This is a genomic window from Aeromonas sp. L_1B5_3, assembly GCF_963866575.1.
Classification (GTDB): Bacteria; Pseudomonadota; Gammaproteobacteria; order Enterobacterales; family Aeromonadaceae; genus Aeromonas; species Aeromonas jandaei.
In genome coordinates, this window is record NZ_CAWMDN010000107.1 from 39,354 (window position 1) to 61,993 (window position 22,640).

Below are 22,640 nucleotides of genomic sequence, written 5' to 3' on the forward strand. Positions count from 1 at the left end.
AGCAGGGACGCGGGGTCTCAGCTGTTTTTTGCAACAGTTTGACCCGGCTCGCAGTTTCTTTGTTGATGGTTTGATCACTATCAACAAAGGGTTAAGTTCTGATGGACTCCCTCCTTAACCGCTCCATCCTGTAAGTTGGGTATGACTGTCAAGGATGGTGTCTTATGTTCCCCCCTCGCAAATTGGGCCACCAGATCACGCTGCTGGCGATCAGTGGAATCGTATTGTTGGCCGTGGTGCTGCTCACCTTCAACCTGTTTGAAAATCGCCAGCGAGCACTGACGGCCGAACAGGGCGCACTGCAAACCGAGCTGCAAAATATCGAATCGGTGATCCGCAATGCCAGCCATGAAACCATGCTGGCGGCAACCCTGATTGCGCAGCGGCCCGACGCCGCCAAGGCGGTGGCAGACCAGGACTGGCAGACCCTCGCCAGACTGTTCGACCCGGTTTGGCCAGCCCTGAAGGCGCAGGGGATCCAGCAGTTCCACTTTCACATTCCCCCGGCCACTTCCCTTTATCGGGTGCACAAGCCTGCCAACCATGGCGACGACCTCTCGACTACCCGGTTGGCAGTCGTCGAGGTAAACCGCAACCATCAACCGGTGGGCGGGCTGGAGACCGGTCAGGGCGGCACCGGGATCCGTGGTGTGGTGCCGGTTACTTTCAACGGTCAGCCGGTCGGCTCGGTGGAGTTTGGCCGTGCCCTCGATGATTCGCTCTTTGCCGATCTGCTGGGTCAGGGGAGTCGGCTCGCCATCTATCTGTTTGATCAGGGCAAGCCGGTAATGCTGACCGGCACATCCATGCTCGGCGAGTCGGCGGACTGGTATCAGGGAGTGTTGGCGGGCGAGAGCCGTTTCACCACCATCAAACAGCAGGGGAGCGATTTTCTGGTGATGACGGCGCCGCTGCTCGACTTCTCCGGCAAGGCGGTTGGCATCATTGAGCTGGCGCGGGATCACAGCGTGGTCGCCGCTGCATTGGCGCGCCAGAGCTGGCAGATGGTGATGATCGCCCTGCTCGGCACCGTCCTGATTGCGCTGGCGCTGGTGTGGCTGCTGGGCCGTCTCAACCGTCCGCTGCAGGAGAGTGTCAGGGCGCTGGAGGCGTTGGCCAACGGTTCCGGCGATCTGGGTAGCAAGCTGCCGGTTGCCGGGCCGGAGGAGACCCGCCGCCTCGGCGCGGCGTTCAATGCTTTTGTCGGCAAGATCCGCGACACCATCAGCCAGCTGACTGCCACCCTCGGCGAGCTGGCTGGCGAGAGCGAGCGGCTGTCGCGCAGCGCGGCTGGCAACCTCGGCAGCATGACGCGCCAGCAGGAGCAGACCACTCAGCTCGCCACCGCCATGACCGAGATGACCAGCACGGTGCATGAAGTGGCCAACAACACGGCGCAGGCTGCCGAAGCGGCCAACGAGGCGGACAATCAGGCGATCACCGGTGATGCGGTGGTGCAAGAGAGCGTCACCATGATTGAGCAGCTTGCCGACGAGATAGCCAGCGCTGGCCAGACCGTCAAGGAGGTCGCGCGGGCGAGCGAGCAGATCGGCTCGGTGCTGGCGGTGATCCAGTCCATTGCCGAGCAGACCAACCTGCTGGCGCTCAATGCCGCCATCGAGGCGGCACGGGCCGGTGAGCAGGGACGCGGTTTTGCCGTGGTGGCGGACGAGGTTCGCTCGCTGGCAGGGCGCACCCAGCACTCCACCGCCGAAATCAACAGCACCATCGATCAGCTGCAAAGGGCGGTCGGTGCGACCGTGGGAATGATAGAGCACAGCGTACAGCGGGCGGGCGAGACGGTAGAGCGAGCCAACCGGGCGGGCGATGCGCTCGGCAATATCAAGGGAGCGGTAAATAGCATTCGCGACATGAACACCCAGATCGCCGCCGCCTCGGAGGAGCAATCCTCGGTGAGCGACGAAATCACCCGCAATATCGTCAGCGTGCACGAGATCTCGCAGGCGACCACGCTGGTGGCGCGGGATACTGCCCAGATTGCTACTCACGTGGCGACGCTGGTGGACAAACTGGGGGATCTGGCCGGTCAGTTCCAGGATGGCTCCAACGTGCGGATGGTATTGAGTCGGGCCCGTGCCGCCCACATGGGCTGGAAGACCCGGGTGCGGGCCTATCTGGATGGGCAGGAGGGGTTGTCACGCAGCGAGGCGGTGAGTGACAAGGAGTGCCGTCTTGGTCGCTGGTATTTCAGTGAAGGGGCGGCATGTTGTTGCAATCAGCCAGCCTTCAAGGCGATCGCCACGCCTCACGCCAGATTGCATCAGGTGATCCAGCAGGTTATCGAGCTGAAAAACCAGCACAAGCACGCGGAGGCGGAGGCGCTTTACCGCGAGATCGAACATAACTCCGAACAGGTGGTGGGTTATATCGATCAGTTGTTGCTGGAGATGACCAAGGCGGAGCGCTAGCGACGGCGCAGATAGAAAAGGGCTGACAGCGATGTCAGCCCTTTTTCATTGCGTGGTTACTCGGTCATGGCTGAGCCGGAAAGAATTACTGGATGGAGACTGACAGGGTATGGGGCACCTGCTCGCCACGGCGGGCGGAGGCGCGCATCTGATAGACCTGGATCAGATACTTGCCGGAGGCAGGCAGCTTGCCCTGCCACTGCTCGCCGACTGCGCCCGAGCTGAGCGCTTCGGCCTGACCGGGCACCGCGCCGGGGGCAAAGACGTTGAAGTTGGCATTGCTGCTGCCGGAGATGCCGACCGTCATGGTCTGACCCGCTTTGGCGACCAGCGTGTAGTTGATGGTGTCATAGCCTGCGAAGGTGCCCTTGATCTGGGCACTGTGGGCTCCCTTGGCGAACTGCACCGGCACGGTCGTCACCTTGTCGGCCGCCTGAGCACTGGTTGCCATGGCCAGAGTCAGCAAGACGGCCATTATGGATCTCTTCATCTCTCAACTCCCTGTTTATTAACTTTTTAATCAACAAAGCCTGCGGTTTTACGCCGGTAGCTTACCAGATGCTGCGTCATGACCCGGTAACATCACCAAGTGTGGTCGTTTATGGTCAACGGGGCGCGATCTTTATGCGGCCAGTTATCCCATGGAGGCAAACGGATATGTGATCAGGGCCGTGCTCCTGATACAGGCCGATCCGCAAAGAGGGCATTTGGCCGCTAAGATGATGTGAAGAGGAAAAATGGGAAATTAACCCTCTAAACTCAACACTGACACTGAACATGGACATGGACTCAATCTGACGAGGACGTTGTATGCTGTATCGCTGGCTTGCCCTCTACTCCCTGCGAACCTTCACCCTTTGGTGCGTTGCCCTGATAGTGCTCACCCTGTTTGCAACCAGCGCGCTGGATCAGCGCTTGAGCCGACAGATGGCCGCCATGGATGAAGAGACCGCCCACCTCAATAGCACCCAGAACCTGCTGCAGGAGCTGCGCTACCACACCACCCAGATCCAGCAATTTCTGACCGATGCCTCCCTGACCGGCGATGCCGGCTCGATGGCCGAGGCACGCAGCCACTCTGACGCTGCGCAGGCACTGTTGCCTTCACTGACGGAGGACAAGCTTGATCTGCAGCAACTGCTACAACAGCAGATGGCGGTGGGGCAGCAGATGGTCACTGCCTATCAGCAGCAGGGTGCCGAGGCGGGTAACCGGGTGATGAAAGCAGAGGGGAGTGGGTTTGACGTGATCTCCGCTGCCATCGCCGAACAGGTTGGCGGGGCGTTGCAGCGCCATGGGCTGGAGCTGACCGACAATCGCGAATCCAACCTCGCGCTGCAAGAGAGTTTCGAAACCCAGATGGTGGCGCTGCGTCTGCTCACCTGCCTGCTGGTGCTCGCCATTCTGGGCGTTCTGCTGCTCAAGGTACTGGTGCCGCTCAAGCTGCTCGATCGCAACCTCGAGAACCTGGCTCATGGCAGCAAGAACCTCACCTTTCGCCTGCCGGTGATCGGGCGGGATGAATTTGCCAAGCTGGCGCTCACGTTCAACCACTTTATCGGCGATGTGGACCACATCATCGCCACCGTGCAAGGGGTGGCGGAGCAGAACAACCGCAAGATTGGTGGCCTGAAAGAGCAGACTGATCTCACCCGACAGGGGATGGTTCAGGTGCAGACCAATACCGACATGCTGGCCACTGCCATCAACGAGATGGCCAGCACGGTGCAGGAGATCGCCCGCAACACCGAAGAGGCGCGGCTGGAGACCGAGCAGACCCAGCGCGAGGCGCTTACCGGGCAGGGTCGGGTCGAAGAGGCGATGGAGATGATCCACAAGGTCGCCAGCGGCATGGAGCAGGCGGCTGGCACCATCAACCGGCTGGAGCAGGAGAGCAACCAGATCGGCGAGATCGTCAACGCCATCCGCGCCATCTCCGAGCAGACCAACCTGCTGGCCCTCAACGCCGCCATCGAAGCGGCCCGCGCTGGCGAACAGGGGCGCGGCTTTGCGGTGGTGGCCGATGAGGTGCGCACTCTGGCGAGCCGTACCCAGAACGCCACCGTCGAGATCCAGCAGAAGATTGAGCAGCTGCAGCGGCGCACCAGTGAAGCGGTCAGCACCATGCACGAGACCACCCGTCAGAGCGAACAGGCGGTGGTGCAGGCGGGCGAAGCGGGGCAGACCCTGCATGCCATCGTCTCGGCGGTCGAGCGCATCACCGGGCTCAACACCCAGATTGCCACTGCCGCCGAGCAGCAGTCACAGGTGGCTGAAGAGACCAACCGCAGCGTGGTACAGGTGGCCGACATCGCCCACCAGACGTTGGCGCTTACCCTGCAAAGTGCCCGCAGTGCCAGGGAGGTGGGGTTTGGCAGCGAAGAGATCCGCCTGCTCGGCAACCAGTTTGAAGTGAGCCATAGCACCGAGCACGCCAATAACGAGGATATCGTCCACTGGAGCGAGGCCTTCAGCGTGCAGGTGGCTGAGATAGATCGCCAGCATATCGGCCTGTTCGATGCCATGAACCAGCTCTACCGCTCCATTCAGGATGGCAGCGGCAGCGATCAGGTAAAACAGCGGCTCGATCGGCTGGTGGGGCTGGCCAAACAACACTTGCTGGACGAAGAGAAGCTGATGGAGCGGGCCGGTTACAGCCAGCTCACTCCCCACAAGGGGGTTCACGTCAAGTTGCTGCAGGATCTGGAGCGCCACCTCGGCAGCTTTGCCCGCGGCGGGCCCGATGCCGACCTCAATATCGTCATGTTCCTCAAGAGCTGGCTGATCGACCATATCTTCCGGGTCGACAAGCAGTATGTCACCGAGCTCAACGCCGCCGGGATCCACTGATCCCGCCGCTTGTCCAACAACCAAATGAATCGAGGCGCCCATGGCGCCTCGATTCATATCGCTTACCCCTGATAGCAAAGCAGGAATCGCGATAGCCGCTTACAGCTTACAGGCTGGCGAAATCCACCTCGGGCAGGGTTTCAAAGCCGGGGCGGGCAAACAGATAGCCCTGCATCAGGCTGACGCCCATCCCCCGCAGGCAGGCCATCTCTTCGCGGGTCTCGACCCCCTCCGCCAGCGGAGTGATCTGCAACTCGGCAAGCAGGGCCAGAGAGTGGCGCACTATGGCTTGCCGGGTCGGGTCATGGTCGATGCCGCGCAGCAGGTGCATATCGAGCTTGACGATATCGGGGCGAAAATCGGCCAGCAGGCTGAGGCCCGAGTAACCGGCGCCAAAATCATCGATCGCCGTCTTGAAGCCGAGCGCCTGATAGTGATCGACGATGCCGCGAATATGGCGGTTATCCAGCACCTGCTCCACCTCGGTGAACTCGAACATGATCTGCTCGATGGGAAAGAGATGCTCGCGAGCCGCCTGCAGGGTGGTGCGGATGCAGCGCTCCGGGCGGTAGACCGCGTTGGGCAGAAAGTTGATGCTCAGCATGCCCCGCATATCGAGCCGGGCGGCCAGTGCGATGGCCTTGATCCGGCACAACTGATCGAAGCGGTAGCGATTGCCATCGTTGACCCGGGCAATCACGCTCTGCGCCGGCTCGTTGTTGAGCCCCCGCACCAGCGCCTCATAGCCGAAAATGGTGCGCTTGCTGCAATCGACGATGGGCTGAAAGGCCATGGTGAAGTCGAAGTCGAGATCTGCTTTCTCCTGACACAGCTGGCAGATGGCGGGGGACGGGGCGGCAGGTATATCCATGACTCTCCTCTCGGGGCGTGGCGGCGCTGGGGACTGACTCAAATGATAACAGCTTGGCTCCGCCAGCACGGTAATTTCCCGGTAATACGCTGCGACTCCTCCTGAGGTACCAAACGTTACCCCGTTTTCTGCAAGATATGCGGCAAGGGCGGGCGCGGATGGCCTCGCTTGTTTGCCAGAGATCGGGCGATGCCCCGCAGGCACCCGTTATCGCCGCTGGTGGCCGCCAACTCCGCCAAGGCAGTAGGTATAAACAAAATTTATGGGTTTTCGGATAATGACCCAATTTTTACTTATGCATGTTTACAGTGTGCCCTGATGCCGCTGATTGGCCCATTCACGGCTCGCAAAGGGCAATGGCCGATCTTGATCAACCGGCATAGAGCGCCAGCCACCGCCCTGCAGGTTCGATTAGCGCAGCATCATCGGACGAACGAGAGGTTTTGGTTGTTGCCGTGCAACAGAGGCGGCCAGTCGGAGGGGGAAATTTGGCTGGCCGTTATGGCGGGAGAATCTATTTACGCGAACGTCCGATTACGCCTAAAGGCTAATCGAACCGACAAGTTGGAAATTTATCGATGTTTTATTTACACCACGAGTTGCCCGTTATCATGAGGCAAGCATGATATATCAATATTTAAGTTTGATGTTTGTCACATCATGTTTAGTTCTTGAGGTTGAAATATAAAGTCTTCTGGTGACGCTGGGATTCATATGGTTAAATTCATTGTTGTCAGAGACAACTCATTATTTATTAAAATATAAATTTCAGGCTAAATATTGCACGGAGAATTTCCCATGATGTTAAAAAAACTGGCACTGGCATCCACTGTATTGGGCACCTTGTTGTTGGCTGGCTGTGCCAGTGTTCCAATGGAAAGTGCTCAGGAGAGTGTCCGGTTAAAAGCCTTCCCTGCGCCGGAAAGTAATATGGCAGGTATTTACGTATACCGAGATAGCTATATGGGGAAGGCGCAGAAGAAAGACATCTATATCGATTCTGAATGCCTTGGTGAGTCAGCTAACCATACCTTTTTCTATAAGCAGGTAGCGGGTGGTAAAAATCACGAACTCTCTACCGAGTCGGAATTTTCAGATAACAAAATTTCTGTTTTTACTGAGCCAGGTAAAAACTACTTTTTCCGTCAAATTATAAAAATTGGTGTTTTTGTCGGTGGAGCCAAGCTTGAGGCTGTTCCCGAGAGTGAAGGTAAGCGCGTGATCTCCAAAGTAGATGTACAGCTTGCGAAATCGGGGGTGTGCAGCAATTAATCATCACAAGGAAAATATATAATTAAAATGCAGTTGGCATTTTTGGGGGGATAGCTTAGCTATCTCTCAAAATAAAAACGGCGCCTTAACGGCGCCGTTTTTAATATCACTCAACCCAACCAAGATCACTGCAGCAGGGAGATATCCGCGACTTGCAGGAACAGGTTGCGCAGGTTGTTCAGCAGCGCCAGACGGTTGGCCTTGAGGGCTTCGTCGTCGGCCATCACCATCACTTCGTTGAAGAAGGTGTCGACCGGCTCGCGCAGGGCGGCCAGACGGGTGAGGGCAGCCTGATAGTCGCCGGCAGCGAACAGCGGGGCCAGTTCGGCTTGCAGTTCGGCAACCTGGGTGGCCAGCGCTTTCTCGGCGGCATCGACCAGCAGTTCCGGTTTGACGGCAGTCGGCAACTCGCCTTCAACCTTGGCCAGAATGTTGCTCACGCGCTTGTTGGCGGCAGCCAGTGCCAGTGCGGCATCCAGCGTGCGGAAGTGGCTGACGGCCTTGACGCGACGATCGAAGTCGAGCGGACGGGTCGGGCGGCGGGCCAGTACGGCCAGCACCACGTCGGCACCGATGCCTTCGTCCTGATAGGCGGCACGGAAGCGGCCCAGCATAAAGTCGACCACGTCGGTGACGACGGTTTTGTTGGTCAGCTTGTCGCCGTAGACGCGTACCGCTTCTTCAACCAGTTCAACCAGATCCAGATCCAGCTGCTTCTCGGTCATGATGCGCAGGGCACCGATGGCGGCGCGACGCAGGGCGAACGGGTCCTTGTCACCCTTCGGCAGCATGCCGATGCCGAAGATACCGGCCAGGGTGTCGAACTTGTCGGCCAGCGCGACGGCGCAGGCAACCAGACCGGACGGCAGGGCATCACCGGCAAAGCGCGGCATGTACTGCTCGTTGAGGGCCACGGCCACTGCTTCGTCTTCGCCATCGTGACGGGCGTAGTGCATCCCCATGACACCCTGGGTGTCGGTGAACTCGCCGACCATGTTGGTCATCAGGTCACACTTGGAGAGCAGACCGGCACGCTTGGCCTGAGCCACGTCGGCGCCGATACGCTCGGCGATAAAGCCGGCGACGGTCTCGATGCGCTCGACCTTGGCCTTGACGGTGCCCAGCTGTTGCTGGAACAGCACGGTTTCAAGGCGCGGCAGGCGGGAGGCCAGGGTCTGCTTGAGGTCGGTCTTGAAGAAGAACTCGGCGTCAGAGAGACGGGGGCGAACCACCTTCTCGTTGCCGCTGATGATCTGGCTCGGGTCTTTGGACTCGATGTTGGTGACGAAGATGAACTTCGGCAGCAGCTTGCCGTTCTTGTCGTAGACCGGGAAGTACTTCTGGTCACCCTTCATGGTGTGCACCAGCGCTTCAGCTGGAACGGCCAGGAACTTCTCTTCGAAGTTGGCAGTCAGCACCACCGGCCACTCGACCAGTGCGGTCACTTCTTCCAGCAGGGCGTCGTCCAGATCGGCTACGCCACCGAAGGCGGCAGCGGCCGCTTCGACGTCAGCCTTGATCTTGGCCTTGCGCGCCATGAAGTCGGCAATCACCATGCCGCGCTCCTGCAGGATCTGCGGGTACTGGCTGGCGTTGTCGATGGTGAATTCGCTCTCGCCCATAAAGCGGTGGCCGCGAAGGGTACGGGCAGAGTCGATACCCAGAATGTGGGCGGGAACCAGCTCGCCATCCAGCAGCAGGGTCACGGTGAAGACCGGACGCACGAACTGGATGGTCTTGTCGCCCCAGCGCATCATTTTCGGGATCGGCAGCTTGGCCAGTGCGGAGGCGACCAGCTCGCCCAGCAATTCTTTGGCCGGACGACCTTCAATCTTGGCGGTGTGAACCAGCCACTCGCCCTTGTCGGTGACCAGACGCTCGGCCTGCTCAACGGTGATGCCGTTGCCACGGGCCCAGCCTTCGGCAGCCTTGGTCGGCTTGCCTTCGGCATCGAACGCCTGAGCCACGGCCGGACCGCGCTTCTCGACGCTCTTGCTCGGCTGTTCGCCGGCCAGCTCGCTTACCTTCAGCGCCAGACGGCGCGGTGAAGCAAACCACTCAACGTCGCCAAAGGCCAGATCGGCCTTGGTCAGTTCGGCTTTGAAGTTGTCGGCAAAGGCTTCGGCCAGGGAGCGCAGGGCTTTGGGCGGCAGCTCAGCAGTACCGATCTCTACCAGAAATGTATGTTGTGCCATGTCCGTTCCTTAACCTTGCTTGTTCTCACTGCGCTGACACATAGGGAAGCCCAGCGCTTCGCGGGAGGCGTAGTATGCCTCTGCCACGGCCTTGGTCAGGGTGCGAATGCGCAGGATGTAGCGCTGACGCTCGGTGACCGAGATGGCCTTGCGGGCATCCAGCAGGTTGAAGGAGTGAGCGGCTTTCAGGATGCGCTCGTAGGCAGGCAGCGGCAGCGGTTTTTCCAGTGCCAGCAGATTCTGGGCTTCCTTCTCGTACTGCTCGAAGCAGTGGAACAGGAACTCCACATCGGCGTGTTCGAAGTTGTAGGTGGATTGCTCCACTTCGTTCTGGTGGAACACGTCGCCGTAGGTGGTCTTGCCCAGCGGGCCGTCAGACCAGACCAGATCGTAGACGCTGTCCACGCCCTGAATGTACATGGCCAGACGCTCGAGACCGTAGGTGATCTCGCCGGTGACCGGTTTGCACTCGAGGCCGCCAACTTGCTGGAAGTAGGTGAACTGGGTCACTTCCATGCCGTTCAGCCACACTTCCCAACCCAGACCCCAGGCACCCAGAGTCGGGTTTTCCCAGTTGTCTTCCACGAAGCGGATGTCGTGGATTTCAGGATCCATGCCCAGCTCTTTCAGGGAGCCCAGATAGAGTTCCTGAATGTTGTCGGGGGAAGGCTTGATGATCACCTGGAACTGGTAGTAGTGCTGCAGGCGGTTCGGGTTTTCACCGTAGCGGCCGTCAGTCGGACGGCGGGACGGTTGCACGTAAGCGCAGGCGATGGGCTCCGGGCCCAGGGCTCGCAGACAGGTCATGGGGTGGGAAGTACCGGCACCCACTTCCATATCCAGCGGCTGAATGATGGTACAGCCCTGGCGGGACCAATAGTCCTGCAGCTGCAGGATCAGGCCCTGAAAGGTTTTGACATCGAATTTTTGCATAATTTTTTTCGCGCGAAATGAAAATCAGAGCAAGATTTGCTGAATGTGAACCGAGGGAGTATACCGTCTGGCATGGTCGGATAATAGGCGAAATTGCAGCGGATTCGCGGGATGGTGCTGCGCTCTGGCTGGTCGGGCGGGCTGTCCGGTATATGATGTGAGCAGTGCCGCCTGTAGAGTGGGCAGGGTCGGGGAAACCGCTGAAATAACGAGGGAGAGGAAATGGAACTGCGCTGCGCCTGGGTGACCAAAGACCCGGAATACATTGAATACCATGACAAACAGTGGGGCAGGCCGGTCTATGACGCCCGCGAGCTGTTTGCCAAGCTCTGCCTCGACGGCCAGCAGGCGGGACTGTCGTGGATCACCATCCTCAAGCGCACCGAGAGCTATTACCGCGCCTATGCCGACTTTGAGCCGCAGCGTATCGTGCAGTTCGCCGAGCAGGATGTGGAGCGGCTGATGCAGGATAGCGGCATTATCCGAAACCGGCTCAAGGTGCAGTCGATCATCAAAAACGCCCGCGCCTATCTGGCGCTGGAAGCCGAGGGCATCGACTTTGTCGATTATCTGTGGGGCTTTGTCGGCGGTGCCCCCATAGTCCACCAGCGCCAGGGTAACGGCGACATTCCGGCGACCTCGCCGGAGTCGGATGCTATGTCGAAAGCGCTCAAGAAACGCGGTTTTACCTTCGTCGGCAGCACCATCTGCTACGCCTTTATGCAGGCGGTGGGGATGGTGAACGATCATCTGGTCAGCTGCCCCTGCCACGCCGAATGCCAGCAGGCCGCTCGCCAGCCCCGCACATAGTTCTGTCAAACCGGCCCCGAAAACAACAATGCCAGTCATGGCTGACTGGCATTGTCCGGTTGCTGGCAAGCTGAAGGAGGGTTATTTCACCCCCGCTTTGATCATGCAGTCGCTGTACTGCTTGTCCACCCGGAAGATGTGGTTGAGCAGCCAATTCTTGAGGAAGATGATCATCTCCATATTGCGCTCCTGCTCGTCTCCCCCTTCACGGCGGATCAGGGCGCCCAGCTCGGCCAGCAGCTTGGCATGCTCCTGCTTGTGGCGTTGCAAGTCGGGGTAGCAGGCCAGCTCCATGCTCTTCTCTTCATCGGCAAAGTGCTGGGTCGCCAGCTTGAGCAGCTCGTCCAGCCGCTGTTTGCGCTGCTGGGGCGAACTGTTGTCACGGACGGCGTGGTAGAAGCGGTTCATCGCCTCGAACAACCCCTGATGCTGGCGGTCCACGCTCGGCACGTTGACCATAAAGGATTCGTTCCAGTGCAGCAGATCTTGCTCGTTGCCGTTGAGCGCTTTTGAGTTGACCTCGAACTGATCGCTGACCAGACGGATCTCCTCATTGGCCTGATTGAGATCCCGGGTGTGGGTGCGGCTCTCGCGCGAAAGGTCCAGACACTCGCGGGCGATGTTGGCGACCAGCATGACGTTGCGGTTGGTCTCTTCGGTCACCTTGGCCTGCTGCTCCGCGGCGGTGGCGATCTGGCCGTTCATGTCGGCTACCCGGGTGATCGCCTCGACGATGGCTCCCAGAGTTTCGCCGGTGCCGGCCGCCTGATTGACCGCCTGCTCGCTGACATTGCGGGTGGTGTGCATGGTGTTGACCGCATGGCGGGTGTTGTTCTGCAACGCTTCGATCCGCTGCTGGATATCGACGGTGGCCGCCTGGGTACGGATGGCCAGCTGGCGCACCTCGTCGGCCACCACCGCAAAGCCGCGCCCCTGTTCGCCGGCCCGGGCCGCCTCGATGGCGGCGTTGAGGGCCAGCAGGTTGGTCTGTTCCGAGATGGTGCGGATCACCTGCAAGATGTTGCCGATCTGGGTGCTCTCCTGATCCAGCTGGGTTACTTCTCCGGCGGATTGCTCAATATGGTCGGCGACCTGGCGGATCAGGGCGATGGTCTGGCTCACCTGCTGCTGGCCATCGTGGGCCTGCTGTTGGGTGAGCAGGGTATCCTGACTGGCCTGCTCGGTGTTGTGCTCGATGTTGTGGACGGTGGCGGTCATTTCGTTGATGGCGGCCGCCAGCATGTCGGTGTTTTGCTGAGCCTGCTGCATGCTGTTGAAGGTGCTGCCGGAGTGGTTCATCAGCAGAGCCATCTTGTCATGAGTCTTGTGGGAAACCTGCTGCACCGAGCCGATCAGGCTGTCGATATTGTCGAGGAAGCGGTTGAACACCTTGGCCAGATAGGCGAATTCGTCCTGCCCCTGAATGCGCAGCCGGAAGGTGAGGTTGTGGCTGTGATTGGCCAGCTCGACCAGCTGGGCCATCAGTTGTTGTAACGGTTTGACGGTTTTGAAGTGGATCAGCAGCAGCATCAGCATGATAACGGCCAGGCTGACGACCAGCAGGATCATATCCTGGCTCTGCAGGGTCTGGTTCTGATTTTCAATGACAAGCTCCTGCTGCTGCAGTTGTTGCCGCTGCTGTTCGAGCGCCTGTTCGACAGCGCTGGATATGCTATCGGTCAGCGCATCGAAGCCCTGATCCGGCTCTTTCATCAGGCGGTTGCCCGCCTCACGTCCCTCTTTGAGATAGGCATCGACCATCCGCTTGCCCACATCCAGCTGACGGGTCAGTAGGGGGGTGAGGGCACTCTGCAACCGGGGCAGGGTGTCGAGTAGCTGACGAGCCGCCTGAGCATGCTGCTCCGCCTCGCCGATGGAGTCCTGCTCCCCCGATACGGCGGCATCGGTGAGGAATTGTTGTACCTGGGTAGTGTGGTAACGCAGCTCCTGCAGCGCTATCTGGGCGTTGGTGATCTTGATCACTTCGCCCGGTAGCAGTCCGAGCTGGTTGGTCAATGTGCTGCGCCAGATGTTGCTCAGTACCATGGTCAGCAAGATGATGAGGCTTGCCCCCAGCAGCAGGCGCCGGATCGATATATTGCGAAGCAGTGAAGACATGGAACCCTCGGATGCCCTATTGACAGTACCTTCAATAGTAGTCAATGGAGCCACCCAACGGACTGCCTTTAATCGCAGATCCATTCTCTTCATCAGGTTTTCCCCTCTGGTTCAGGGAAGAGCAAGTTCAATGACCGATACTGCCCTTTTCTGCCCGGTGTCACTCTCTTTCTGCTGACGTCACACCTTGGCACACCTCTGGGGTAGAATGCCGCCCTTCAGTTTATCGAGTTGTTTCTTTGAGGTTTTTTCATGCATTTCAAGACTCTGGTTCCCGCTGTTGCACTCGCCGTTGCTCTGAGTGGCTGTACCACCAACCCCTACACTGGCGAATCCCAGACCTCCAAGGGCGCCTGGGGCGCGCTGGCCGGTGCCGCTGCCGGTGCCGCAGTAGGCGCGCTCTCCTCCAGCAAGGGTGACCGCAAGAAGGGTATCCTGACTGGCGTGGCCGCCGGTGCCGCGCTGGGTGGCGGTATCGGTTACTACATGGATGTGCAGGAGGCCAAGCTGCGCGAGAAGCTGCAGGGCACTGGCGTCAGCGTTACCCGCAATGGCAACGATCTGATCCTCAACATGCCGAACAACGTCACCTTCGACAGCTCCAGCTCCCAGCTGAAAGCGGCCGGTGCCAACACCCTGTCCGGCGTGGCCATGGTGGTTGCCGAGTTCGACAAGACTCGCCTGAACGTAGTCGGTCACACCGACAGCACTGGTTCCCGCGATCTGAACATGAAGCTCTCCCGCGAGCGCGCCGACGCCGTTGCCGCTCAACTGATCGGTCAGGGTGTTGCTGGCAGCCGTATCTCCACTACCGGCGTTGGCCCGGATCAGCCGATTGCCACCAACAGCACCGCAGCCGGCAAAGCCCAGAACCGCCGTGTCACCATTACCCTGACCCCGACTGCCTAAGTCGCTCGGGTTTCGGTAACGAAAAGGCCCCGCCAGTGATGGGGGGGCCTTTCTATTGGTGCCGTTGCGAGTAACAGCATCATGTTATTTGCACCCTGCTCCCCTTGCGGTGGCAGGGCTGGTGGATGAGGGGGAAACCGCCTCTTAGACAGCCGCAGTCAGCTGCACTTCCACCTTGTAGCCTTCGTGGGCCAGACGGGCTTGTACACAGGCGCGTACCGGTGCGGTGCCGGCAGGGATCCAGGCATCCCACTGCTCGTTGAAAGCGGCGATATCGCCAATGTCTTTCAGATAGATGTTGGCCATCAGGATCTTGTCGACGCCGGAGCCGTTGGCTTCCAGCAGGCGTTGCAGGCTGGTCAGCACTTCACGGGTCTGCTGGTGGATGTCGGCCTCTTCGCTGACGGGGACTTCCACCACATAGAGGGTGCCGTTGTGAATGACGACGTCAGACCAACGCTGGGTGGTGCCGATTCGGGTAATGGTTGTCATGGCGTGCTCCGGAGACGGGGAATTATTGACCCTTGCGGATCAGATAACGGTAGGGGGCCTGCTCTGTCTCGCTGGCGACCAGAGTGTGATCCATAAAGCGGCAGAAACTGGGGATGTCGCGGGTGGTTGAGGGATCGTCGGCACTGACCAGCAGGGTCTCCCCGTCAGCCATCAGCCGTACTTTTTTACGCACCATCATCACAGGCTCCGGGCAGCGAAGCCCGATTGCGTCCAACTCGTGAGTTGCATCGCAGAATAAATCACTCATCTATCATCAACCTTCAACCTATTCGGCTGCCAATGATACTCAGGGCTAAAAAATAAGCAAACCATTGGCCTGTCTAACAGCATATGTAACCAAAATGTTATTGCGGACTATCCAGCGCCTGCCGGACGAGTAATATAAAAATTGAACCATATTCAACAAGGAGGTGAATATGCAGGTCTCCTACGGCAGATTGCAGGCCTATGCAGGCATGGGGTTCTTGTCCTTCGCCATGATAGTGATGGGCAGCCCGATCGGGAATACCGGTACCTGGTTCGGTTCCATGGTGATGGTCGGGCTGGGGCTCTGGATCGAGCTCAGCGATTACTATGACGAGGATGAGGACGAAAACGATCAATCCTGACTTGATGACGATTCAACAACAAAGGCGGAGCAATCCGCCTTTGTCATTTCTGTCGATTGGCTAGTAGACCGGATCAGCGGGTCGAGCGCATCGCCCGCTCCAGATGCAGCGCTGTCTGCTGCGGGTTGGCTTTGGGGTCGTTGAAGAAGTTGCTCAGCACATCCAGAATCGCCTGACGCATATTGGTGGGAGTGGCCATCCCCTCTGCCATGCTTGGCAGCAGATTGTCCTGCTGCTCGGCATGGAGGAAATCCTGATAGGAGCGGATGGCACAGCGATCAAACTTGCTCATGTTGGGTTTGGTCAGCGCCGGGATCGACCCCTTCACCCGGTTGAACTCCTCCTGAAACTTCGGCGTCATCAGCAGCTGGGCCAGTTCCCCCTGCGCCTGCAGCTGGGCCGGATCCCGCTGTTTGAACATGGCGATGGAGTCGAGGTTGTAGCTGAATAGCCCGGTGCTGCCGGGGCTTGGCAGGCATTCGATATCTTCGCCCGGCCGGTAGTTGCCGGCGAGCAGCTCCCCCTTCACCCAGTCACCCATCACCTGCATGGCTGCCCCGCCGCTTTCCAGCAGATTGGTGGCCTGATGCCATTTCAGTCCGGCGTACTTTTGCGGGACGTAGGCGCGCAGCTGCTGGAAGCGGGTCAGGACCCGTACCATGTCAGGGCCGGTCAGGGTGGCGCTGTCCTGTTCCACAAAGGCTTTGCGATAGAACTGCTTGCCCCCTTCACCGAGCGCCACCGTTTCAAACAGGACGGCCAGCTGCCAGGGCTCGTTACCGATGGCGAGCGGAGTGATGCCCCGTTTTTTAAGCTTGTCGGCGACCGTCACGAACTGGGCCCAGTTGGTGGGAGGGGTGAGTTTCTGTTGCTCGAACACCTTGCGGTTGAGCCATAACCAGTTGACCCGGTGGATACCGGTAGGCACCGCCATCAGGGCGCCGTTCTGGCTGAGGGTGGCCCGCACCATAGGCGGCATCTGGCTGTACCAGCCGAGGTGCTCCGCCATGGGGGTGAGGTCGCGCAAAAAACCGAGCCCGGCCCACTCCTTGAGCTCATACCCCTTGAGATGGGCCGCCTCCGGCGGGTTGGCTGCCAGCGCCCGGCTTTTCAGCACCGTCATGGCGCTCTTGCCACCACCGCCCTGTACCGCGAAGTCATTCCACTGGTTGCCCTTGGCGATCCACTCCGATTTGAGCACTTCGACCGCCTGCGCTTCGCCGCCGGAGGTCCACCAGTGCAGCACCTCCACCTGGGAGGCACAGACAGAACCGGAGAGCAGGGCGAGCAGGGGGAGAGGGAACCACTTCATGAGAAGACTACCTTGGCAGTGAGAGGGTGGCCTGCAGACCACCTTGCGGACGATTTTCCAGCACCAGATCGCCGCCGTGGGCGTGGGCGATGTTACGGGCGATGCCGAGCCCGAGGCCGGTGCCGGCCTGATCCGTGCTGAGTCGGTAATAGGGCTCGAAGATGCGCTCGAACTGGTCATCCGGCAGGCCGGGGCCCTCATCCATGATAAAGAGGATCAGCATCTCCTCGTCATCCATGATGATGATGCGCACCCGCTGGCCATATTTGATGCCGTTGTCCACCAGATTGCCGATACAGCGCTTGAGAGCCAGCAGCTTGCCACGGTAGGGCCACTTGCAGTGCCCTTCGATGGTGAGACGTTCGTCGTGGAGGTTGAGCGACTCGGCCATCTGCTCCAGCAGGGCGTTGATGTCGATCTCCTCGATGTTCTCGTGGATGTCGGTCTCTTTGACCGTCTGCAGCGCCCCTTTCACCATCAGCTCCAGTTCGTCGAGATCCTTGTTGAACTTGGCGATCTGTACCTCGTCGTCGAGCAGTTCGACCCGCAGCCGCAGCCGGGTGATGGGGGTCTTGAGGTCGTGAGAAATCGAGCTGAACAGCCGCTCCCGATCATCGATATAGCGGCGGATGCGGTGCTGCATGATGTTGAAGGCGCGGGTCGCCGCGACGATCTCGGAGGCGCCCTCCTCCTTGAGCGAAGGCTGGTCGATATCCTTACCGAGGTTGACCGCCGCCTTGGCCAGCCGGCGCAGCGGCCGGGTCTGCCAGCGCACCAGCATAAAGGTGAAGAAGCAGAGGAACACTGTCATCAGGGCGATGAAGCGCACCTGATTGCTCGGCATGACGGTGTCATCCAAGGTCATGTAGGGGGCGGGCAGCAGGGCCGCCAGATAGAGCCACTCGCCCTTTTCGATCTCGATCTGGGTCACCAGCACCGGCGGGTTGATGGGCTCAAGCGACAGGGTGTAGCGCGCCCAGGAGGAGGGAAGGTCCGCCAGCAGGGTGTCGTTGTTGAATACGTGGAGGTCTTCGGGCCGCGAGAAATCCACCTTGATCGCCATGGCATCGGAGAGCTTGCGGGTCAGCACTCCCTGCACCTCCTCCAGCACCTGCGTCTTGCGTTCGCTGTCGGGGATGGCGTTGATGTGGATCTCCTCTTCGTTCAGCGAGACGAAGAAGCGGCTGCCCCCCATGTTGCGCAGCTGATCGAGAGCGATGTGGCGATATTGCAGCGGCAGGGATTTGAAGAAGTTGACGGTGGAGGCGGCAGACATGGCGAGGTTGCGGGTGGTGCTGAGCATCCCCTCCAGCTCCCGCTTCTGGATCTGCTGCATCCAGATGCCGGTCAGAATGGTCTGGGAGAGCAGGATGGCCAGCAGCAGCAGCAGGATCATCCGCGACAGCAGAGAGCGGGGCACCAGTGCCCCCCAGGACCATTTGTTGCTCATGGCAGTTCGTGCACCTCGGCGATCAGCATGTAGCCGCTGCCGCGGATGGTTTTGATGATGCGCGGGCTCTTGCCATTGTCGCCCAGCTTCTGGCGCAAGCGGCTGATCTGCACGTCGATGCCGCGCTCCATCGGCAGGCTTTCGCGGCCGCGGGTGGCATCTGAGATGGTGTCGCGATCCAGCACCACGCCGGGCTGCTGCAGGAACATGCCGAGCAGCATGGCATCGCTGCCGGAGAGATCCAGCAGGCTGCCATCTTCGTGGGTCAGCTGGTGGCTCAGGGTATCGAGGGTCCACTCGGCGAAGCGCAGCCGACGGCTCGGCTCTTTCTCTTTTTCCGGCTGGCGGAATTCGGCGCGGCGCAGCAAGGCCTTGATGCGGGCCTGCAGTTCACGCGGGCTGAAGGGCTTGGCGATGTAGTCATCGGCGCCGAGTTCGAGGCCGATCACCCGATCTGCCTCGTCGGAAGCCGCAGTCAGCATGATGATGGGCACCTGGGAGGTGCGACGGATCTGCTGGCAGAGGGTAAAGCCATCCTCGCCGGGCATCATGATGTCCAGAATGATCAGGTCCGGGCTGTGCTGGGCGAGCTGCTCGCGCATCTCGTTACCCTCTGCCGCCGTCAATACCTGAAAGCCCGCCCGGGTCAGGTATTCATTGAGCAGCTCGCGGATCTCTTGGTCGTCATCGACGATCAGCAGTTGTTTGCTCATTGACATATGTATGTGCATCCACCCATTTTTTTGTGCAGATTGAACCTGTCGGGGGAGCAAAAAGCAAGCAAGCCCCCCATCTAATGTGAGGTTTGGAGCAATAACCACCCATTGCCGGGTTTAAAACGAAAAAAGGCCGACCCAAACGGGACGGCCAATACCCAGCATCCGACTACAGGCCAGCACCCCGTGTGGCGATGGTCTCAGATTTGAAAAGGGGCCGGTCATGCCGGCCCCGAAAACGTTGATATTCGATCGAGTTGCTTGTGGATCACACCCGTTCGAATACGGTGGCGATGCCCTGACCCAGACCGATACACATGGTGGCAACCCCCAGCGTGGCATCCTTCTCCTCCATCAGATTGATGAGGGTGGTGGAGATGCGCGCACCGGAGCAGCCGAGCGGGTGACCCAACGCAATGGCGCCGCCGTTGAGGTTCACCTTCTCGTCCACCTGATCCTGCAGACCCAAATCTTTCACGCAGGGCAGGGACTGGGCGGCAAACGCCTCGTTCAGCTCGAACAGGTCGATGTCACCGATGGTCAGACCGGCCCGTTTGAGCGCCTTCTGGGTCGCCGGAACCGGGCCGTAACCCATGATGGCAGCGTCACAGCCAGCGATGGCCATGGCACGTACCTTGGCGCGCGGCGTGAGGCCGAGGGCCTTGGCACGATCCGCGCTCATCACCAGCATGGCGGCGGCGCCATCGGACAGGGCCGAGGAGCTGCCGGCGGTGACGGTGCCGTTGACCGGGTCAAACACCGGGCGCAGCTGGCTCAGGGTTTCGACCGTGGTCTCCGGGCGGATCACCTCGTCATAGTCGTAGAAGAAGCGGGCGCCGCTGGCGTCATGGCCTTCCAGCCCGACGATCTCCTTGGCAAAACGTCCTTCCACGGTTGCCGCGTGGGCACGGCGGTGGGAGCGGGCGGCAAACTCGTCCTGCTGCTGACGGCTGATGCCGTGCAGCTTGCCGAGCATCTCGGCGGTCAACCCCATCATGCCGGAGGCTTTCGCCACCGACTTGGCCATGCCGGGGTGGAAGTCGACGCCGTGGCTCATCGGCACGTGACCCATATGCTCAACGCCGCCAATGATGAAGATATCCCCATCACCTACCTGAATGGCGCGAGAGGCATCATGCAGCGCCTGCATACTGGAGCCGCACAGGCGGTTGACGGTAACCGCCCCCACCTGCTTCGGAATGCCGGCCAGCAGCGCGGCGTTGCGGGCGATGTTGAAGCCCTGCTCCAGGGTCTGCTGCACGCAGCCCCAGTAGATATCCTCGATCTCGTTCGGGTCGAGGTTGGGGTTGCGCAGCAGGATGGATTTCATCAGGTGCGCGGACAAGTCTTCTGCACGCACGTTGCGGAAGGCGCCGCCCTTGGACCGGCCCATCGGGGTCCGGATACAGTCGACAATGACTACGTCTTTCATGAATGGATCTCCTTTCCGCAATCAGTAGAAGGTTTTGCCCTGGGCAGCCATCTCGCGCAGCTTGTCGCTGACGCGGTAGAGCGGGCCCAAATCGGCATACTGGTCGGCCATGGCCACGTAGCGATCCAGACCAATGGTGTCCAGATAGCGGAACACGCCGCCGCGGAAGGGAGGGAAGCCCAGACCGTAGACCAGCGCGATGTCGGCTTCGGCTGGTGTGGCAACAATGCCCTCTTCCAGACAGAGCACCACCTCGTTGATCATCGGGATCATCATGCGAGCGATGATGGCTTCCTTGTCGAAATCCTGTTTCGGCTTGGCGATGGGGGCCAGCAGCTCGTAAGCAGCTGCGTCGGCTACCTTCTTCGGCTTGCCCTTCTTGTCCGGCTCGTAGGCGTAGAAGCCCTTGCCGTTCTTCTGACCGAAGCGGTTCACTTCGTACATCACGTCGATGGCGGTGCGGCCTTCCTTGCTCATGCGTGCCGGGAAGCCCTGCGCCATCACGTCACCGGCATGGTGACCGGTGTCGATGCCGACCACGTCCAGCAGGTAGGCGGGGCCCATGGGCCAGCCGAACTCCTTCTCCATTACCTTGTCGACGGCGGCGAAGTCGGCGCCATCGGCGACCAGCTTGTTGAAGCCGAAGAAGTAGGGGAACAGCACGCGGTTGACGAAGAAGCCGGGGCAGTCGTTGACCACCACCGGGGACTTGCCCATGGCGGCGGCATAGGCCACCACGCGGTTGATGGTTTCATCGGAGGTCTGCTCGCCGCGGATGATCTCCACCAGTGGCATGCGGTGCACCGGGTTGAAGAAGTGCATACCGCAGAAGTTCTGCGGGCGCTTAAGCCCCTTGGCCAGCAGAGAGATGGGGATGGTGGAGGTGTTGCTGGCAAGCACGGCGTCTTCGCCAATGATTCCTTCCACTTCGCCCAGTACGGCGGCTTTCACTTTCGGGTTTTCAACCACAGCTTCGACGACGATGTCCACGCCTTTGACGTTGTCATAGCTGAGAGTCGGAGTGATGGCGGAGAGCACCTGGCCCATCTTGATGCCATCGATGCGGCCCTTCTCGAGCTGGCCATTGAGCAGCTTGGTGGCTTCGCCCATGCCAAGTGCCAGCGCCTTCTCGTTGATATCCTTCATCACCGCCGGAATGCCCTTGCTGGCAGACTGGTAGGCGATACCGCCGCCCATGATGCCGGCACCCAATACGGCGGCGTGGCCAGTGGCCTTGCTCGCCTGTTTGGCAGCCTTCTTGGCCAGCGCCTTGATGTGTTGATCGTTCAGGAAGATGCCGACCAGCGCCTTGGCGACATCGGTCTTGGCCAGCTTGATGAAGCCCTGTGCTTCAACGACTAGCGCTTCGTCACGGCCCATGCCAGCAGCGGCCTCGACGGTTTTCACAGCGGTCATCGGCGCCGGATAGTGTTTGCCCGCCACGGCGGCAACCATGCCGGCGGCGGTGGTGAAGCTCATCATGGCTTCCAGTTTGGAGAGGCGCAGCGGCGCTTTCTTGGCGGCGCGACGGCTCTGCCAGTCCAGTTTGCCCGCGATGGCGTCCTTGATCATCTGCAGCGCAGCGCTCTGCAGCGCGTCAGGGGCGACCACGGCATCGATGGCACCCACCTTGAGGGCGTCATCGGCACGATAATCCTTGCCGGTGGTGATCCACTCGAGCGCGTTGTCGGCGCCGATCACCCGCGGCAGACGGACGGTGCCGCCAAAGCCCGGCATGATGCCGAGTTTGGTCTCTGGCAGGCCTATTTTGGCGCTGGTGTCGGCCAGACGGAAGTCAGTGGAGAGGATGGTCTCGCAGCCGCCGCCGAGGGCGTGGCCCTTGATAGCGGAGAGGGTGGGCACCGGCAGATCTTCGATGGCGTTGAAGATGTCGTTGGCCTTTTTCAGCCAGCCGAGCAGATCTTCTTGCGGCAGATCGAACAGTTCCAGGAATTCGGTAATGTCGGCACCGACGATAAAGGCGTCTTTGCCGGAGGTGAGGATCAGACCTTTTAGTTCACGTTCTTGTTGTAATGCGGCGATCGCTTCGCTCAGGGAGAGCAGGGTAGCGCGATCCAGCTTGTTGACTGAACCCGGGGCATCAAACCTCAGCTCGGCAATGCCGTTTTCGAGGTAGCTGACCGACAGGGTTTCGCCTTGGTAGATCATGAGAGTGTCTCCTTGTTCCCACTCAGTGGGGAGTGGTGCTCCTTAATCCCCAG

General features: G+C 60.1%; 18 protein-coding genes. 6 read left to right on the plus strand and 12 right to left on the minus strand.

Annotated elements, in window-relative coordinates; all coding sequences use genetic code 11:
• Nucleotides 1–164 precede the first annotated feature (164 nt).
• Nucleotides 165–2,429: a methyl-accepting chemotaxis protein gene (locus AACR93_RS08740; RefSeq protein ID WP_043850513.1), complete on the plus strand. Its 2,265-nt coding sequence runs from the start codon at nt 165–167 to the stop codon at nt 2,427–2,429.
• Nucleotides 2,430–2,514: 85 nt separating this feature from the next.
• Here AACR93_RS08740 and AACR93_RS08745 read toward each other — a convergent pair whose 3' ends face one another.
• On the minus strand, nt 2,515–2,919 hold the full coding sequence (locus AACR93_RS08745; protein ID WP_043850514.1) for a hypothetical protein: 405 nt from the start codon (nt 2,917–2,919) through the stop codon (nt 2,515–2,517).
• 320 nt (nt 2,920–3,239) lie between these two features.
• Between AACR93_RS08745 and AACR93_RS08750 the strand changes: the two genes are divergently transcribed.
• Nucleotides 3,240–5,279, plus strand: a complete 2,040-nt coding sequence (locus tag AACR93_RS08750; protein ID WP_052497064.1) for a bacteriohemerythrin — start codon at nt 3,240–3,242, stop codon at nt 5,277–5,279.
• A 106-nt stretch (nt 5,280–5,385) separates the two neighbouring features.
• Here the strand turns inward: AACR93_RS08750 and AACR93_RS08755 are convergent, their stop codons facing one another.
• On the minus strand, nt 5,386–6,150 hold the full coding sequence (locus AACR93_RS08755) for an EAL domain-containing protein (protein ID WP_043850515.1): 765 nt from the start codon (nt 6,148–6,150) through the stop codon (nt 5,386–5,388).
• 798 nt (nt 6,151–6,948) lie between these two features.
• Here AACR93_RS08755 and AACR93_RS08760 point away from each other — a divergent pair.
• On the plus strand, nt 6,949–7,422 hold the full coding sequence (locus tag AACR93_RS08760) for a DUF2846 domain-containing protein (RefSeq protein ID WP_043850516.1): 474 nt from the start codon (nt 6,949–6,951) through the stop codon (nt 7,420–7,422).
• A 125-nt stretch (nt 7,423–7,547) separates the two neighbouring features.
• On the opposite strand, the gene glyS is transcribed toward AACR93_RS08760, so the two are convergent.
• Together glyS and glyQ are read right to left on the minus strand one after the other, a co-directional pair.
• Complete coding sequence (glyS, locus tag AACR93_RS08765; protein WP_043850517.1) at nt 7,548–9,617, minus strand: glycine--tRNA ligase subunit beta; 2,070 nt, start codon at nt 9,615–9,617, stop codon at nt 7,548–7,550.
• 9 nt (nt 9,618–9,626) lie between these two features.
• Entirely contained in the window at nt 9,627–10,550 is a 924-nt protein-coding gene (gene glyQ / locus AACR93_RS08770; protein ID WP_005339464.1) for a glycine--tRNA ligase subunit alpha, read from the minus strand.
• Between the two features lie 222 nt (nt 10,551–10,772).
• Here glyQ and AACR93_RS08775 point away from each other — a divergent pair, with 222 nt between their 5' ends.
• Nucleotides 10,773–11,360, plus strand: coding sequence for a DNA-3-methyladenine glycosylase I (locus AACR93_RS08775; protein WP_043850518.1), 588 nt, complete (start codon nt 10,773–10,775; stop codon nt 11,358–11,360).
• Nucleotides 11,361–11,441: 81 nt separating this feature from the next.
• On the opposite strand, the gene AACR93_RS08780 is transcribed toward AACR93_RS08775, so the two are convergent.
• A complete protein-coding gene (locus AACR93_RS08780; protein WP_043850519.1) occupies nt 11,442–13,478 on the minus strand; it encodes a bacteriohemerythrin in 2,037 nt (678 codons plus the stop codon).
• Between the two features lie 252 nt (nt 13,479–13,730).
• Between AACR93_RS08780 and AACR93_RS08785 the strand changes: the two genes are divergently transcribed.
• Nucleotides 13,731–14,387 (plus strand): OmpA family lipoprotein, encoded by a 657-nt coding sequence (locus AACR93_RS08785; RefSeq protein WP_043850520.1) that lies wholly within the window; start codon nt 13,731–13,733, stop codon nt 14,385–14,387.
• A gap of 144 nt (nt 14,388–14,531) precedes the next feature.
• Here the strand turns inward: AACR93_RS08785 and AACR93_RS08790 are convergent, their stop codons facing one another.
• Both AACR93_RS08790 and tusA read right to left on the minus strand, forming a co-directional pair.
• Entirely contained in the window at nt 14,532–14,879 is a 348-nt protein-coding gene (locus AACR93_RS08790; protein ID WP_033112855.1) for a RidA family protein, read from the minus strand.
• Between the two features lie 22 nt (nt 14,880–14,901).
• Nucleotides 14,902–15,147 carry a sulfurtransferase TusA gene (gene tusA / locus AACR93_RS08795; protein ID WP_005342448.1) on the minus strand — a complete coding sequence of 82 codons (246 nt, stop codon included), beginning with the start codon at nt 15,145–15,147 and terminating at the stop codon, nt 14,902–14,904.
• 169 nt (nt 15,148–15,316) lie between these two features.
• Between tusA and AACR93_RS08800 the strand changes: the two genes are divergently transcribed.
• Nucleotides 15,317–15,508, plus strand: coding sequence for a hypothetical protein (locus tag AACR93_RS08800; protein ID WP_005339471.1), 192 nt, complete (start codon nt 15,317–15,319; stop codon nt 15,506–15,508).
• Between the two features lie 73 nt (nt 15,509–15,581).
• Here AACR93_RS08800 and AACR93_RS08805 read toward each other — a convergent pair whose 3' ends face one another.
• The 5 genes from AACR93_RS08805 to fadB form a co-directional block, all read right to left on the minus strand.
• On the minus strand, nt 15,582–16,820 hold the full coding sequence (locus AACR93_RS08805; protein ID WP_043850521.1) for an ABC transporter substrate-binding protein: 1,239 nt from the start codon (nt 16,818–16,820) through the stop codon (nt 15,582–15,584).
• A gap of 7 nt (nt 16,821–16,827) precedes the next feature.
• The gene (locus AACR93_RS08810; protein ID WP_041210601.1) at nt 16,828–18,270 is read right to left on the minus strand and encodes an ATP-binding protein; all 1,443 of its coding nucleotides are present in this window, start codon (nt 18,268–18,270) and stop codon (nt 16,828–16,830) included.
• Complete coding sequence (locus AACR93_RS08815) at nt 18,267–18,989, minus strand: response regulator (RefSeq protein WP_033112852.1); 723 nt, start codon at nt 18,987–18,989, stop codon at nt 18,267–18,269. The genes AACR93_RS08810 and AACR93_RS08815 overlap by 4 nt, the downstream gene beginning before the upstream one ends.
• 265 nt (nt 18,990–19,254) lie before the next feature.
• The gene (gene fadA / locus AACR93_RS08820; protein ID WP_019446297.1) at nt 19,255–20,418 is read right to left on the minus strand and encodes an acetyl-CoA C-acyltransferase FadA; all 1,164 of its coding nucleotides are present in this window, start codon (nt 20,416–20,418) and stop codon (nt 19,255–19,257) included.
• A gap of 21 nt (nt 20,419–20,439) precedes the next feature.
• Nucleotides 20,440–22,587, minus strand: a complete 2,148-nt coding sequence (gene fadB, locus AACR93_RS08825) for a fatty acid oxidation complex subunit alpha FadB (RefSeq protein WP_043850522.1) — start codon at nt 22,585–22,587, stop codon at nt 20,440–20,442.
• Between the last annotated feature and the right edge of the window lie 53 nt (nt 22,588–22,640).